Genomic DNA, 12869 nt, shown 5'->3' with positions numbered 1-12869 from the left:
ACACATGTCCCACTCTGCCTCCGGTGGCACGACGCTGGCCGACTACCGCACCGCGCTGACCGCTCCCGGCTCGCGCGGCCCGGTTTTCGCCTCCGTGCTCGCCCGCCTGCCGATCGCGATGATCGGCATCGCCGCACTGCTCTACGTGCAGCGGGAAACCGGCTCGTTCGCCGCCGCCGGACTGGTCTCGGCCGGTTCGCTGGTGGGCGTGGCGGCCGGTTCGGTGGTGCAGGGGCGGCTGATCGACCGGTTCGGCCCGACCCGGCCGCTGCTGATCACCACCGTGTTGTTCGCCGTCGCGGTCACGACGCTGATCACCTTCATCGAGGCCGGCGCGCCGACCGCGCTGCTGGTGCTGCTCGCCGGTGGCATCGGCATCACCGAGCCGATGGTCGGCTCGGCCTCACGCGCGCTGTGGGGACGGCTGGTGCCCGCCGGTCCGGCCAGGGCCGCCGCCTACTCCTACGAGGCGATCAGCATGGAGGTCTTCTTCATCCTGGGGCCCGGGTTCGCCGGGGCGCTCGCGGCCGCGCCGTGGGCCGGGACCGGGCTGGTGATCGGTGCTTCGGTGATGATCGCCGGTTCGACGCTGTTCGCGCTGAGCCCGGTGGTCCGCGCCTGGGGCGCGATGCCGTCCGGCCGCCGCCCGCTGCTGGGCGCGCTGGCCAGCCCCGGGATGCGCACGCTCGCCATCGCCGCGCTCGGCTTCGGCGTGGTGATCGGTTTTGTCGAGGTCGCCGTGCCCGCTTCGGCCACCAACGCCGGGCACGCCACGATCGGCGGCCTGCTGCTGTCGGCGTGGTCGGTCAGCTCGGTGGTGTTCGGCGTGGCGTACAGCCTGCGCCCGTGGCCGCGGTCGATGGGCCTGCGGTTGCCGGTGCTGCTGGCCGCGTTCGGCGCGATGGTGGCGCTGCTCGCGGTGCCCGGTTCGCTCTGGGGCCTGGCGCTGGCCATGCTAGGTGCCGGCGCGCTGATCACCCCGCAGTCCACCGCGCACTCGGCGGCGATCGAACTGGTCGCGCCGAAGGGCACGGCCGCGGAGGCGTTCGGCTGGGTGATCACCGCGGTGACCCTTGGCCTGGCGTTCGGGCAGTCGGTCAGCGGTTACCTGGTGGAAGCGAGCGGGCCGCCCGCCTCGTTCCTCGCCGCCGGGGTGGCCGCGGTCGCGCTGGCCGCCGTCGTGTGGAGCCTGCGCCGCACCATCACCCCGGCCCCGAAGCCCGCTCCGGCCGAACTCGTCGGTGCCGCCGCCTGACAGTTACCACTTAGGCTCACAGCGTGCGGAGGTACTCCAGCTGGGCTCGCACGCTGTGTTCCGCCGGTACCCACAAAGCCCGGTCCACGTCGGCGTAGACGAGTTCGACGACCTGCCTCGGCGTGGCGTCCGGCCCCAGTTCTCGCAGGGCGCCCCGGACCTGGTCCAGGCGTTGCTCCCGGTGCGCCAGGTACTCACGCGCCGTCGCGCGCAGGTCCGGGAGTTCCGGGCCGTGGCCCGGGAGTCCCGGAGTTCCCTCCGGCAACTCGGCCAGGACGCGCAGCGAGCCCAGGTAGGCGCCAAGGTCATCCAGCACCGTGGTGCCGCGGCCCAGGATCGTGTCGCCGGTGAGCACCTCGCCGCCGACCCGGAACGACACCGAGTCCGCCGTGTGCCCCGGCGTGTGCAGGACGCCGATCTCCAGCCCCGCCACCGAAAGGACCTCGTCCGCCTGGAGCGCGTCCCCGTCCAGGCACAGCGAGGCGTCGAAAGCCCGCACCGGCGCGGAGACCGCCGAAGCCAGCCAGGGCGCCCCATCGGCGTGGTCCGGGTGGTGGTGCGTCAACAGGATCAACGAGACGGGCGCCACCGAAGCCAGCAGCTCGAGGTGCGGCCGGTCGTCGTAACCAGGGTCGACGATCACGCACGACGAAGCACCGGGCGCGCGCAGCACCCAGCTGTTCGTGCCCTCCAGCGTCATCGACGACGGGTTGTTCTCCAGCAGCACCGACGCGGTCGGCGAGACCTGGCGCAGCACGCCATAGGCGGGATGGGTCACGACGGCTCCAGCACGATCCGGGCCCGGTCGCCTTCACGGACCAGGGTCGGCGTGATCTTCTTGATCGAACGCTCCGCCGTCAACGCTTCCCGCACGCTGGAGAACTCGCCGATCTCGGTGAGGGTGAACCAGGTCGGCGGCATCAGCGTGCTGCGACCGGCCGCGGCGTCGGCGAGCGCGTCCGCGGCGGGCTGCCAGCCGGAGGCGTCGGCTTCGGTGGTGGCCCCGTCCGCGCGCTGGCCCTCGGGCAGCGCGGCGACGAAGAACCGCGTGTCGTACCGGCGCTTCTCCTGCGGCGGCGTCACCCAGTTCGCCCACGGGCGCAGGAGATCCGCCCGCAGGGTCAGCCCGGCTTCCGCCAGGAACCCGGCCAGCGACTGGTCCCGCGAGATCAGCCGATCCCGCACACCCGCGAACTCGGAGGTGTCGGCGACCACAGTGGACTCGGTACCGGCCAGGAGCACGCCGGACTCCTCGAAGGTCTCCCGCACGGCGGCGCACACCAGTGCGCGCGCGAGTGACTCGGAGCAGGAGAACTTCGACGCCCACCAAGCCGCGTCCGGTCCGGCCCAGCTGATCGACGCGTCCGCGTCCCGCTTGTCCACACCGCCGCCGGGAAACACCGTCATCCCGGCGGCGAAGGCCATCGCTGCCACGCGTCGCTGCAGGAACACCTCGACGCCGGAACCGCTCTCGCGGAGCAGGACCACCGTCGCGGCGTCCTTCGGAGTGACCGGTGGCCCCTCCGGGGTCGGCAGGTCCGAAGACGACGTCAGCGGCATCTTGGTCAGGTCGACGACGACCTCGTCAGGTAGTTCGGCCACGCCCCGCAACATACGTCACCGTGTCGACGTGGTCGATCAACTCCGTCGCCGGAAACGCTTCAGGCGCCGGAGAAACCGTCCACCCAGCGCCGGTTCTCCGGCCCCCTGCCCGCCCCGTTCAAGCGCAGCCGGGCCGCTTCCGCCCGCTCCCGCTGGGCCAGCTCCGCGTGCAGCTCCCGGAGGAGCTTGCGGTCCCGGTCGCTGAGTTTTGGGTCGTTCAGATCCAGCTCGGGCAGCTCGACGACGTCCCCGCCGGGCAGCTTCGCCGAAGCGATCGCACGCCCGGTCTCCGGGTCTTCGGCCAGCGCGCGCCGCAGCTGCGCGACCTCGGCCGAGCTCATGTCCGTGGTGCTCTCCACGCCGCTGGAGTACTCGGCCTGGTGGCTGAGTGCCTCCTGCCGTGCGGCGGTGATCGCAGGAGGCTCAGCTTTTCCCACCGGAGCGGGCTCCGGCGCCGGGTCGGGTCGCTGGACCTCTTCGGTGCGGTGCTCGACCGGTGGCTCCGGGGTGCGCCGGTCGTCGGCCAGCTCGTGCCGGGGCTTCGACTCGGCGGGCGGCGGAGCCGAAGCGACCGGGGCGGGCGCGTGCGACGAAGCCTTGGCGGGCGGCACCGATGGCGCCTGCCCGCTCGACGGGGCCGTGCCCGCGTGCCACGCCCGGTTCGCCGAGGTCATCGCGTGCTTGTAGTAGCCGGTGCGATCGGCGCCCGGGCCGGTCACCTCGACCACGGACCGGATGCCCACCCGCCGCAGCGCGGTGTCCACCCGGAAGGCGACGGCGGGCGGGTGGCCCTCGGGGCCGATCTCCACCAGCACCACCCGCTGGGGCAGCGGGCCGGGCACGCTGCCCGCCGGGGTGTTGCGCCAGACGGCGTGCACCGACCGCAGGTCCGGCAGCACCTGGAGCGCCCGGTCCAGCGCGTCGGCGATGCCGCGCTCCGGCTCGTTCTCCCCGGTGAACCGGTGCGAGACGTCGGGCTCGTTCTCGTCGATGAGCACCTCGTCGACCAGTGTGGCGTCCGAACGGCTCATCTCCAGGATCAGCGCGAGCTCGCGCTGCTCGACGGAGCGGACCGGGATCTTGCCGGCGATCAACGCGCCGGCGGTCAGCTCCGCGGCCTCGTCGAGGCGCGAACGCGCGACCAGTTCCCGTGCCTCGGACAGCGCACTGTCGTCGAGGCGGCCGGCCATGGCGAGCAGCAGGTTGTGCAATCTGAGCGGCACACCCAGCCCGTCGTGGGCCTCCACCATCGCGATCTCTCCCTCCAAGCTCGCTGGAGGTAGCGAGCCGTTACGCGGCGACGAGTCGGTGCCCGGCGTCCACGGCGCCCACGCAGACGAGTTCCGAGTTCGCCAGCGCGGCTCGGTGGTACTCGGGGAGCTCGAACCGCGGCGGAAGCACTTCGATGCTGGGTTCCTCGTCCCCCAGCACACGCAATACCCGCTGCAGCTCACCGGTCAGCCTCGGCATTCCGGACACCGCGCTCACCAAGAGAACCCTCTTGGGCTCACGATCACCCGGAGTGCCGTTATGCCGCCAGCTCGCCCGCACCTCACCCACGTCTGGGCGACCACGCAACGTTGCGTGCACGACCACGGACACAGAGTCGACGGAGTTCACCCGATCGGGGGCACTCTTCGTGAATGTGTACCGGTTCCCGCCGCCGTCGTCCACCCCCAGCGTGGAACTGACTTGGTGCCAATCGGCGCCGTGCGGAATCAATCCAGCCACGAGCAGGCGATACTCCGGTTGGTCCAAATCAATGCTGTGCTTGAGCAAAGATCTTGGAATGGTCCGCGCAAGGGTGGCCATGGCCCCCTCGGCGAGCCAGTCCCGGAACCTCCACAGCGTCTTGTCCGGCAGGCGCCCGGCCAGCCGGAGGAGCAGCTCGTGCGTCGCCTGCTCGATATCGGGGTCCATCACGACACCTCCACGATGACTTCGATCTCCACGGGCGCCCCCAGCGGCAGTTCGGCGACGCCGACCGCGGACCTGGCGTGCACCCCGGCCTCGCCGAAGATCTCGCCGAGCAGCTCCGAAGCGCCGTTGATCACGGCGGGCTGCCCGGTGAAGCCCTCAGCGGAAGCGACAAATCCGACCACCTTGACCACGCGGGTGATCGAGTCGACGCCGGCGAGCGCGTGCACGGCGGCGAGCGCGTTCAGCACGCAGGTGCGCGCGTGCGTCTTGGCCTCTTCGGGGCTGATCTCGGCGCCGACCTTGCCGGTGGCGGCGAGCTTGCCGTCGACGAACGGGAGCTGACCGGAGGTCAGCACCTGCGAGCCGCTGCGCACCGCGGGTACGTAGGCGGCCACCGGCGCGGCCACCCCGGGCAGTTCGATGCCCAGTTCGGCCAGCCTGGCACTCCAGCTCATGCTCAGCCCTTCTGCCGCTTCAGGTAGGCGACGTGCTGCTCACCGGTCGGGTTCGGCAGCACGGTGACCAGTTCCCAGCCGTCCTCGCCCCACTGGTCGAGGATCTGCTTGGTCGCGTGGATCAGCAGCGGAACGGTGGCGTACTCCCATTTGGCGCTCATGGCCGCGAGCGTAACGACCCCGTCCAGACCGCCGGGGACGAACCCGCGTTCGGCCAAGATGGTGAATCTCCACCGACATTTGGTCAGAATGTGTTTCACTTCACACCTACTCACGAGTAGATAGGAAGTGACATGCGGACGACGAAGTCCCTGGGCGCACTGGCCCTGTCCCTGCTCCTGCTGATCGGGCTCACCCCGGCCGGGCAGGCCGCCGCGCCCCGGTACTTCGTGCCGTGGACGCTCGCCGCCGCGGTGCCCGCCCAGCTCGCCAATCCCGGCGGCCCGCCGCCCGGCGCGAACGACTGGACCTGCCGCCCGAGCGAGGAGCACCCGAACCCGGTGGTGCTCACCCACGGCCTCGGCGCGAACCAGACGGTCAACTGGCAGACCTTCAGCCCGCTGCTGGCCAACGAGGGCTACTGCGTTTTCTCCCTGACCTACGGCGTGCCCGGCACGCCGAACCCGGTCTACCAGCCGGGCGGGCTGCTGCCGATGGAACAGAGCGCGGCGCAGCTCGGCACCTTCGTGGACAAGGTGCTCGACCGCACCGGCGCATCCAAAGTGGACATACTCGGCCACTCCGAGGGCACGCTGATGCCCAGCTACTACGTGCGTTTCCTCGATGGAGCGGCCAAAGTGGACAAGTACGTCAGCCTGACGCCGCTGTGGCAGGGCACCACGCTGTTCGGACTGTCCACCCTGTACCAGTGGGGCCAGGTCCTCGGGCTCAAGCCGGTCGTCGACGGGGTGCTCAACCCCGCCTGCGGCTCGTGCCCGCAGTTCCTCGAGGGCTCGGACTACCTGACGAAGCTGCACGAGCGCGGCGTCTTCGCGCCGGAGGTGGAGTACACGAACATCGTCACCAAGTACGACGAGCTGGTCATCCCGTACACCAGCGGGCTGGGCACCGGGCCGAACGTGCGCAACGTCGTGCTGCAGGAGACCTGCGGCCTGGACTTCGCCGAACACGCCGGGGTCGCCGCCGACCGCAACACCGCCGGTCACGTGCTCAACGCACTCGACCCGGCCAACACCAAGCCCGTGCCGTGCGTGCCCGCGAGCCCCATCGGCAGCTAAGTTCGGCGGAGTGGAGACCTGGCGGATAGTCGCGGCCGTGCTGCTGGTCCTGCCCGGCCTCGTGGCGGTGCCGATGATCATGGCGAAGGTGCGTGATCGGACACAGTCCTCGGCGTCCGTCGCGGTCTCCGGCGCGGTCTCGGTCACCGCGCTGGCCGTGCTCACCCTGCTGGTTCTCACCGTGCTGCCCCCGGTCGCGAGCTGGGGCGCGGCCGTGACGGTGGTCGCCGCGGTCGGCGTTCTGCTGCTCACCGGGTAGTGGCTCAATTAGGCTGGCGGCGTGACCACACCCCTGGCCGGCTGGACCGACGAACTCGCCAGAGCCCGGCTCCACTTCGTCACCGGCAAGGGCGGGACGGGGAAGACCACGCTCGCCGCCGCGCTGGCGCTGGCGCTCGCCCACGGCGGCCGCCGGGTACTGCTGGTCGAGGTCGAGGGCAGGCAGGGGGTCGCCCAGCTCTTCGACACCGAGCCACTGCCCTACGCCGAGCAGCGGATCGCCTCCGCGCCCGGCGGTGGTGAGGTCCGCGCCCTGCACATCGACGCCGAGGCCGCGCTGCTCGAGTACTTCGAGATGTTCTACAACCTCGGCTTCGCCGGCCGGACCCTGCGCCGGATGGGCGCCATCGAGTTCGCCACCACGCTCGCGCCCGGCCTGCGCGACGTGCTGCTCACCGGCAAGATCAAGGAGTGCGTCCGGCGCACCGAGTCCGACGGCCGCTACTCCTACGACGCGGTGATCGTCGACTCGCCGCCCACCGGCCGCGTGGTCAAGTTCCTCGACGTCACCAAGGCGCTGACCGATCTGGCCAAGACCGGCCCGATCCGCGGCCAGGCCGAGGGCGTGGTGCGCCTGCTGCACTCCGGCGAAACCGCCGTCCACCTGGTCACCCTGCTCGAAGAGATGCCCGTGCGCGAGACGGTCGAGGCGGTCTCCGAACTCGACGGAGCCGATCTGCGCCCCGGTGCCGTACTGGTGAACAGGGTGCGGCCGCCGCGACTGCCCGCCCGCTCGGTCACCGCCGCGGCCGATGGCCGGGTGGACGCCTCGCGGGTGCGTGCCGGGCTCACCTCGGCCGGGCTGGAGCTGGGCGAACAGACGCTGGACGCGCTCGTCGAGGAAACCGTCGAGCACGCCATCCGCGTGGCCGCCGAGCAGCGCGCCCGCGAGCAACTGGCCGAAGCCGACCTGCCGACGATCGAACTGCCCGACCTGACCGACGGGGTGGACGTGGCCGCGCTCTACGACCTCGCCGAAGCGCTGCTCGAACAGGGGGTGCGCTGATGGCCGAGGTACTGGACATGGACGCCCTGATCGACGACGAGAACACGCGCGTGATCGTCTGCTGCGGTTCGGGCGGCGTCGGCAAGACCACCACCGCGGCGGCGCTCGCCCTGCGTGCGGCCGAACGCGGCAGGCAGACCGTGGTGCTCACCATCGACCCGGCCCGGCGGCTGGCCCAGGCGCTTGGCCTGCGCGAACTCGGCAACCACCCGCGGCAGGTCAGCGTCGAGGGCTTCGAGCCGAAGGGCGAGCTGTGGGCGATGATGCTCGACATGCGCCGCACCTTCGACGACATGGTGCGTGTGCACGCCGGGCCCGAACGCGCCGAGCAGCTGCTGGCGAACCCCTTCTACCAGACCATCTCCACCTCGTTCTCCGGCACGCAGGAGTACATGGCGATGGAGAAGCTGGGCCAGCTCGCCGCCACCGGCGACTGGGACCTGATCATCGTCGACACCCCGCCGAGCCGGTCCGCGCTGGACTTCCTGGACGCGCCGACCCGGCTGTCCACCGCGCTCGACGGCCGGATGATCCGGCTGCTCACCGGTCCGGCGAAGGCGGGCAGCTGGGGCCTGCGCAAGGTGGTCGGCGCCGGGTTCAGCATGTTCGCCAAGGCCGTCTCGACGATCATCGGTGGTCAGCTGCTGACCGACGCGTCGGCGTTCATGCAGGCCTTCGACACCATGTTCGGCGGCTTCCGCGAGCGGGCGCGCAAGACCGCCGAACTGCTGCGCTCGCAGGGCACCGCGTTCGTGGTGGTGGCCGCGCCGGAACCGGACGCCCTGCGCGAGGCCAGTTACTTCGTGGAACGGTTGTCCGAGGAATCCATGCCGCTGGCCGGGCTGGTGGCGAACCGCACCCACCCGGTGCTCGCCGAGCTGTCCGCGCCGAAGGCACTGGCCGCGGCGGACTCGCTGGAGCGCGCGGCCAAACCGGCGCCGCTGGCGGTGGCCGTGCTGCGGCTGCACGCCGACCGGGTGGCGCTGGCCGAGCGCGAACGGCGGCTGCTGGCCCGGTTCACCAAGGCCCATCCGGGGGTCCCCGTGGTGGGGGTGCCCGCACTGCCGAGTGACGTGCACGACCTCGACGGACTGCGTGACATCGGGGACCGCCTCGCCGGTGGTTAACCGACCCGGACGGCCTCTTCTTCCTCGTCCACCCCGGCGAACTCGCGTTTCGCCGTCATCAGCAGTTCCTGCCAGGACGACACGTCCGGGCGGCGGCGCAGCAGCGCGCGGCGTTCCCGTTCGGTCATCCCGCCCCACACCCCGAAGCTGATCCGGCTGTCCAGCGCCTCGGCCAGGCATTCCGTCCGCACCGGACACCCCATGCAGACGAGCTTCGCGCGGTTCTGCTCGGCACCCCGGACAAAAAGCTCGTCCGGATCGGTGTCCCGGCAGGACGCGTGGACTCGCCAATCAGACTGGTTGTTTTCCATGCCCCCAAGCTCCCTACCTGTTCGATCCCAGCAGGCGGGCCTCCCCCGGGGTGCAGCATAGACACCCCCAGGTGGCCGCGAGCCGGGCTCTCCCTCTGCTCACGTCGACCCGGAGCCCTCCCTTGGCCACCGGTACCGCCGAACCGACTAGTCCACCTGGCTGAGGACTAACCCATCCGTTGGCTCATTCCGTGAGTTGTGACGGACTGTATTGGCCATCGGTTCCCCCGCCAAGTTGCCGGTGGTCTTTCGTTACCTCTGCACACGCCCGGCGGAGGTCACTGGAGCCACACGGGGCACGCGTAGGCTGGGGCGCGTGCGGAAAGCGGACGGACTGTTCAAACTGCTCGGCCTCTGCCTGCTCGCGGGGGTGCTGGTAGCCGGGGTGCTGTTCCCCGTCGCCGGTGCCGCCGGGGTGGTCTCCAACCAGGCGAGCGAGACCGTCGACAGCATGTCGTCGGAACTCGCCACCGACCCTCCGCCGCTGGTCACGACGGTGACCGACCGGGACGGCAAGCCCATCGCGACGCTGTACTCCCAGTACCGGATCCCGACCGCGGCGAACGAGATCTCCGATGCGATGAAGTACGCGCTGATCTCGGTGGAGGACCGCCGGTTCTTCGAGCACCGCGGGGTGGACTGGAAGGGCACCATGCGCGCGGCGATCTCCAACGCCAGCGACGGGGACACCCAGGGCGCGTCGACGCTGACCCAGCAGTACGTGAAGAACTACCTGATCAACGTGGTCTACCGGGACAACAAGGTCGGTCAGGAAAAGGCCCAGGAAGCTTCCATTGCCCGGAAGCTCAAGGAGGCCCGGATCGCGATCCAGCTCGAAACGAAGATGAGCAAGGACCAGATCCTGGCCGGCTATCTCAACGTGGTCGAGTTCTCCCGGCAGATCTACGGCATCGGCGCGGCCGCGAAGGCCTACTTCAACAAAACGCCGAAGGAACTCGACGCCAAGGAATCGGCGTTGCTCGCCGGACTGGTGAACAACCCGATCATGTTCGACCCGTGGAAGAACCCGGAGCGCGCCACCGAGCGCCGCAACCTGGTGCTCGACCGCATGGTGGACAACGCCAAGCTGGCCCGCGCCGACGCCGACCGCCTCAAGGCCGAGCCGCTCGGTGTGGTCGAGGGCGCGCCGACCAAACCGGCCGCGAACTGCACCGGTGCCGGCCCGGAGAACGGTTTCTTCTGCCAGTACGTCGAGGACTACCTGCTCAAGAGCGGGATGTCCAAGGACGACCTGTACACCGGCGGGTACACCATTCGCACCACCATGGACCAGAAGGCCAATCACGAGGCCAAGGTGTCCGCGGAGACGCAGGTGAAGAAGAACCAGAAGAACGTGGCGAACACGCTTTCACTGGTGAAACCGGGCAAGGACCGGCACGAAGTGGTGGCGCTGGCGGCGAACCGCGACTACGGGCCGGACGCCTCTCGCGGCCAGACCCAGTTCGCCTTGCCGTCGGGCATCTACAACACCGGCGGCGCGGGATCGAGCTACAAGATCTTCACCGCCGCGGCGGCGCTGGAAAAGGGTGTCGCCGGCATTTACAGCACCATTCAGACACCGGGTTCCTACACCTCGAAGGTGTTCACCGGTGGTGGTCCGCAGTGCCCGACGGTGGCCCGCGGCACCCGCGCCTATTGCCTGTCGAACGCCGGTGAGGGTTATGGCGCTTCGATGAGCCTGCAGAACGCGCTGGCGACCTCACCGAACACCGGTTTTGTCATTCTCGAGGAACAGGCGGGAATGGGTCCGGTGGTGGAAATGGCCAACCGCCTCGGCATGCGCGAGACGATGGCCAGCAACCTCGGTGGCGGCCCGGTGAAACCGGAGTCCCAGGAATCGGGCGAGAACATCAGCCAGAGCGCCTTCTTCGGCCCGAGCGATCGGTCGCCCGGGCAGGGTTCGTTCACCCTCGGCCCGAGCCCGACCTCCGGGCTGGAGCTGGCGAACGTCGCGGCGACCATCATGAGCGGCGGGGTGTGGTGCCCGCCGACGCCGATCGCGCAGGTGCTCGACCGCGACGGCAAGCCGATCCCGGTCAAGGAGCAGGGCTGCGAGCAGGTGATCGAGGAACCGCTGGCGAACTCGCTCGCGGTCGGCATGAGCAAGGACGACATCGCGCCGGGTACCTCGGCGGCCGCGGCGCAGGGCGTCGGCTGGAACCGGCAGATGATCGGCAAGACCGGTACCACCCAGGGCAACGGCTCGGCGACCTTCGTCGGGGCCACCCCGCAGCTGGCCGGCGCGGCGATGGTGTTCCGGCCGGAAGGCGGCAAGGGCGGCATCTGCGACGGTGGTGTCGGCAACGTCTACACCTGCGGCACCGGGAACATGTTCGGTGGCAAGACCCCGGCCCGCACCTGGTTCGGGGCGATGTCGAAGATCCTGGAGGGGCAGGAAGCCCCGCCGCTGCCGCCGTCCGACCCGCGGTTCGAACGGGCCGGGCGCCGATAGGTGGCAGGACTAGGGTTTCCGGCGGAGTCGTCCTGGCGGCCGCCAATAGGCCGCTTGGACGACATCGTCACCCGGGCAGGGCGTTGACACCGTATTGTGGATGACGTGAGCACGCAGGGTAGCACTGGGAAGAACGGACAGCGCGGCAAGCGGATCCGCAACCTCGCGCTGGGCACGGTCGCCGTCGGCGCGGCCGGGCTCGGTTACGCCGCCGGGATCGAGCGTCGGCACTGGACCCTGCGCACCGAGGAAATCCCCGTGCTGGCACCGGGTTCGCGCCCGATCAAGGTGCTGCACATCTCCGATCTGCACATGGTGCCCGGCCAGCGCTCCAAGCAGGAGTGGGTGGCCGCGCTCGCCGAGCTGAAGCCGGACCTGGTGGTCAACACCGGCGACAACCTCGCCCACCGCCAGGCCGTGCCGTCGGTGCTGCGCGCGCTCAACCCGCTGCTCGAAGTGCCCGGCATCTTCATCTTCGGCAGCAACGACTACTACGGCCCGAAGCCGAAGAACCCGGCGCGCTACCTGATGCCCAAGGGGCGCAAGAAGCTGATCCACGGGCTGCACCTGCCGTGGCGCGACCTGCGCGCCGCGCTGATCGAGCACGGCTGGCTCGACCTGACCCACGTCCGGCGCACCATCGAGGTCGCCGGGCAGCAGGTGTTCGCCGCCGGCGTCGACGACCCGCACCTGCACCGCGACCGGTACGCCGACATCTCCGGCCAGGCCGACCGCGGCGCCGCGCTGCGCATCGGCGTGACGCACTCGCCCGAGCCGCGCGTGCTCGACCCGTTCGCCGCCGACGGGTACGACCTGGTGCTCGCCGGGCACACCCACGGCGGGCAGCTGCGCATCCCCGGCTACGGCGCGCTGGTGACCAACTGCGAGCTGGACCGCAGCCGCGCCCGCGGCCTGTCCCGCTGGGGCGCGAACATGTGGCTGCACGTTTCCGCTGGTCTTGGCACGTCGCCGTACGCACCGGTCCGCTTCGCCTGCCCGCCGGAGGCCAGCCTGCTGACCCTCGTCGCGCGTGACGAGCAGGCGGCCAAGCCCCAGAAGGCCACCCGCCGCAAAGCCCGCACCGACGTCCGCTAGACTTCTCCACGACCCAGTAAGCAGTACCTCGGGGTGTGGCGCAGCTTGGTAGCGTGCCTCGTTCGGGTCGAGGAGGTCGTGGGTTCAAATCCCGCCACCCCGACGCTA

General features: G+C 70.5%; 14 protein-coding genes and 1 tRNA gene. 8 read left to right on the top strand and 7 right to left on the bottom strand.

Translation table 11 applies throughout. From position 1 onward, the window contains the following. The first annotated feature begins 4 nt into the window (after positions 1-4). A complete protein-coding gene (locus YIM_RS02195; protein ID WP_153028738.1) occupies positions 5-1255 on the top strand; it encodes an MFS transporter in 1251 nt (416 codons plus the stop codon). Between the two features lie 16 nt (positions 1256-1271). Here the strand turns inward: YIM_RS02195 and YIM_RS02190 are convergent, their stop codons facing one another. The 6 genes from YIM_RS02190 to YIM_RS02165 form a co-directional block, all read right to left on the bottom strand. Next, the gene (locus YIM_RS02190; RefSeq protein ID WP_153028737.1) at positions 1272-2033 is read right to left on the bottom strand and encodes an MBL fold metallo-hydrolase; all 762 of its coding nucleotides are present in this window, start codon (positions 2031-2033) and stop codon (positions 1272-1274) included. Next, positions 2030-2815 carry an NUDIX domain-containing protein gene (locus tag YIM_RS02185; protein ID WP_153036726.1) on the bottom strand — a complete coding sequence of 262 codons (786 nt, stop codon included), beginning with the start codon at positions 2813-2815 and terminating at the stop codon, positions 2030-2032. The genes YIM_RS02190 and YIM_RS02185 overlap by 4 nt, the downstream gene beginning before the upstream one ends. 101 nt (positions 2816-2916) lie before the next feature. Continuing rightward, positions 2917-4107 carry a hypothetical protein gene (locus YIM_RS02180; RefSeq protein ID WP_153028736.1) on the bottom strand — a complete coding sequence of 397 codons (1191 nt, stop codon included), beginning with the start codon at positions 4105-4107 and terminating at the stop codon, positions 2917-2919. Between the two features lie 40 nt (positions 4108-4147). After that, positions 4148-4777, bottom strand: coding sequence for a hypothetical protein (locus YIM_RS02175; RefSeq protein ID WP_153028735.1), 630 nt, complete (start codon positions 4775-4777; stop codon positions 4148-4150). Further along, positions 4777-5232, bottom strand: coding sequence for a RidA family protein (locus YIM_RS02170; RefSeq protein ID WP_153028734.1), 456 nt, complete (start codon positions 5230-5232; stop codon positions 4777-4779). The genes YIM_RS02175 and YIM_RS02170 overlap by 1 nt, the downstream gene beginning before the upstream one ends. A gap of 2 nt (positions 5233-5234) precedes the next feature. Next, on the bottom strand, positions 5235-5393 hold the full coding sequence (locus tag YIM_RS02165; protein WP_113697922.1) for a DUF4177 domain-containing protein: 159 nt from the start codon (positions 5391-5393) through the stop codon (positions 5235-5237). Between the two features lie 132 nt (positions 5394-5525). Between YIM_RS02165 and YIM_RS02160 the strand changes: the two genes are divergently transcribed. Genes YIM_RS02160 through YIM_RS02145 form a run of 4 tightly spaced genes read left to right on the top strand, consistent with a single transcriptional unit; the run spans position 5526 to position 8882 of the window. Further along, on the top strand, positions 5526-6470 hold the full coding sequence (locus tag YIM_RS02160; protein WP_153028733.1) for a triacylglycerol lipase: 945 nt from the start codon (positions 5526-5528) through the stop codon (positions 6468-6470). Between the two features lie 10 nt (positions 6471-6480). After that, the gene (locus tag YIM_RS02155) at positions 6481-6729 is read left to right on the top strand and encodes a hypothetical protein (RefSeq protein ID WP_153028732.1); all 249 of its coding nucleotides are present in this window, start codon (positions 6481-6483) and stop codon (positions 6727-6729) included. 21 nt (positions 6730-6750) lie between these two features. Then, positions 6751-7755 carry an ArsA-related P-loop ATPase gene (locus YIM_RS02150; protein WP_153028731.1) on the top strand — a complete coding sequence of 335 codons (1005 nt, stop codon included), beginning with the start codon at positions 6751-6753 and terminating at the stop codon, positions 7753-7755. Further along, positions 7755-8882 (top strand): ArsA family ATPase, encoded by a 1128-nt coding sequence (locus YIM_RS02145; protein WP_153028730.1) that lies wholly within the window; start codon positions 7755-7757, stop codon positions 8880-8882. The genes YIM_RS02150 and YIM_RS02145 overlap by 1 nt, the downstream gene beginning before the upstream one ends. Here YIM_RS02145 and YIM_RS02140 read toward each other — a convergent pair. Beyond that, positions 8879-9193 carry a WhiB family transcriptional regulator gene (locus YIM_RS02140; protein ID WP_153028729.1) on the bottom strand — a complete coding sequence of 105 codons (315 nt, stop codon included), beginning with the start codon at positions 9191-9193 and terminating at the stop codon, positions 8879-8881. The genes YIM_RS02145 and YIM_RS02140 overlap by 4 nt on opposite strands. 316 nt (positions 9194-9509) lie before the next feature. On the opposite strand from YIM_RS02140, the gene YIM_RS02135 reads away from it, so the two are divergent. The 3 genes from YIM_RS02135 to YIM_RS02125 all read left to right on the top strand — a co-directional run bounded on the left by YIM_RS02135 (position 9510) and on the right by YIM_RS02125 (position 12864). Beyond that, a complete protein-coding gene (locus YIM_RS02135; RefSeq protein WP_153028728.1) occupies positions 9510-11666 on the top strand; it encodes a transglycosylase domain-containing protein in 2157 nt (718 codons plus the stop codon). A 168-nt stretch (positions 11667-11834) separates the two neighbouring features. Next, a complete protein-coding gene (locus tag YIM_RS02130; protein ID WP_370469010.1) occupies positions 11835-12761 on the top strand; it encodes a metallophosphoesterase in 927 nt (308 codons plus the stop codon). Positions 12762-12790: 29 nt separating this feature from the next. Continuing rightward, a tRNA-Pro gene (locus YIM_RS02125) sits at positions 12791-12864 on the top strand. Positions 12865-12869 lie beyond the last annotated feature (5 nt).

The sequence above is a fragment of the Amycolatopsis sp. YIM 10 genome (assembly GCF_009429145.1).
Lineage (GTDB): Bacteria > Actinomycetota > Actinomycetes > Mycobacteriales > Pseudonocardiaceae > Amycolatopsis.
Note: the sequence above shows the minus strand (reverse complement) of the source record. Positions and strands in the feature narration are given on the sequence as shown.